Annotated in this window: 1 protein-coding gene; it reads right to left on the minus strand. The window is 32.9% G+C overall.

From position 1 onward, the window contains the following. Positions 1 to 263 precede the first annotated feature (263 nt). Positions 264 to 1,691 carry a diguanylate cyclase gene (locus ACEWB7_RS17200; protein ID WP_411580996.1) on the minus strand — a complete coding sequence of 476 codons (1,428 nt, stop codon included), beginning with the start codon at positions 1,689 to 1,691 and terminating at the stop codon, positions 264 to 266. Positions 1,692 to 1,789 lie beyond the last annotated feature (98 nt).

Raw genomic sequence — 1,789 nt, forward strand, 5'->3', positions numbered from 1 at the left:
TTGACTCAAGCATTAATGCAGTACGATCTTCAAAGTTAAGATGATGGTATGACAATTTTATATACTCCATAAACCCTTTAAATTAATTAGGTGGTTTATGTCGCACTTCAAGTTTTACTCTGCCCCTCTATATAAACCTAGAAGTATTAGAGAAATTATACTGTTTTTTTGAATAAAAGATCTAAACCCCATAACACAATAACAAAATAATATATTTAAATTATCTACTTAATAACTGTATAAAAATATTATTACTAGGCACTTTATTCACCTGTCACCACACGATTTCTCCCTAAATGTTTGGCTTGATATAAATTCGTATCTGCTTGTTTTAAAACTTCTTTAATATCGGAAGAAGTTAAAGGCCAGTGTGCAATACCGAGTGAGGCAGTCACTACACCAACTTCAAGTAAATAAGTCGATGCCAGTTTATGTCTTAATCTTTCAGCAATTTTAGAGGCTTGGGAAATCTCTTTGACTGGCGCAAGAATAATAAACTCTTCACCACCAACGCGGCAGCAAATATCCTGTTCGCGAAAACTTGCCCGAATAAATCCGGCAACTTTGGTTAATACCACATCACCCATATCATGCCCATGACGATCATTGATTTTCTTGAAATAGTCAATATCCAAAACCACCACAGCAAAATAAGTTTTATTGCTAATTAAATCATTTAAAAATAGTTCAAAGCCACGACGATTATAAAAGCCGGTTAAAGGATCGGTTAAAGTATCCTGTTTAAGTTCTTCAATCTCCTGATTAAAAACCTTTACACTAGATAATAGGGACTTCTTGAATTTAAAAACTTCAAAATACCAAGGCTTAATATGATTAATCTTTTCAGTGATACCTGGATCATTCAAATGACTTGCCATTTTGGCAAGATCATTTAATGGAGAGGTAATAAATTTTGAAATACGCCAGATGATTAAAAAGATAATAATATAGATAACAAAAATTGTGCCAATCACTTTGTAGGCAAGAAGACGGGCTTGGGCGAATAAATCTTCTGTAGGCTGCTGAAACACCACGGTCCAGTTAGTCGTAGGAATTTTTGCAAAACTTGCTAGTTCGCTAACTCCCATATCGTTGTTTAATTTTATTTTTCCTGAGCTATGAGACTCCATATAAGCTAAACCGGTATTGTGTTGGAATGTTTTTCCAATTCTCTCTCTTTCTGGATGATAAATAATTTTATGTTCTTTATCAAAAACATATAAGTAGCTATTTTTATAACCATAATTTTCGCTTAAAAGTGTCTTTAATAAGGATTCTTCATGTAAATAGATAAACCCTGCAATAAAGCCTTGGTATTTATTATTCTGATCAAAGATGGGAAAACTAACTAGGACGACCAGATTACCTTTTAATGAATAATAGGGTGAGGAAATATAAGGCTTCTTTGATTCGAGTGATTTGCTAAAGCCCAAAGACCGGATAATCGCAACTTTATCTAATTTCAAGGTTTCAGGCGCATATTCGATGACATGACCATCTGCATCGCTGATCAAAACACTGCTAAAAGAATTAGATTGTTGAATCAATCTGTTTAATTCAGTTTTTAATAACTGCTCATTATGAAAGCCATTGTTAATAATATTGGCACTGAGGCTTAAATCATTAAATATATTTTTAAAATATAAATCAGAAATAGAAGCAACGGCAGAGTAAAACTTGAAGTGCGACATAAACCACCTAATTAATTTAAAGGGTTTATGGAGTATATAAAATTGTCATACCATCATCTTAACTTTGAAGATCGTACTGCATTAATGCTTGAGTCAAG

The organism is Acinetobacter sp. NIOH-H-8 (assembly GCF_046635365.1).
Taxonomy (GTDB): Bacteria; Pseudomonadota; Gammaproteobacteria; order Pseudomonadales; family Moraxellaceae; genus Acinetobacter.

What these genes read in the sequence shown, in the direction of transcription:
- ACEWB7_RS17200 (WP_411580996.1), bottom strand. Translation starts at nt 1,691, where the DNA reads ATGTCGCACTTCAAGTTTTACTCTGCCGTTGCTTCTATTTCTGATTTA.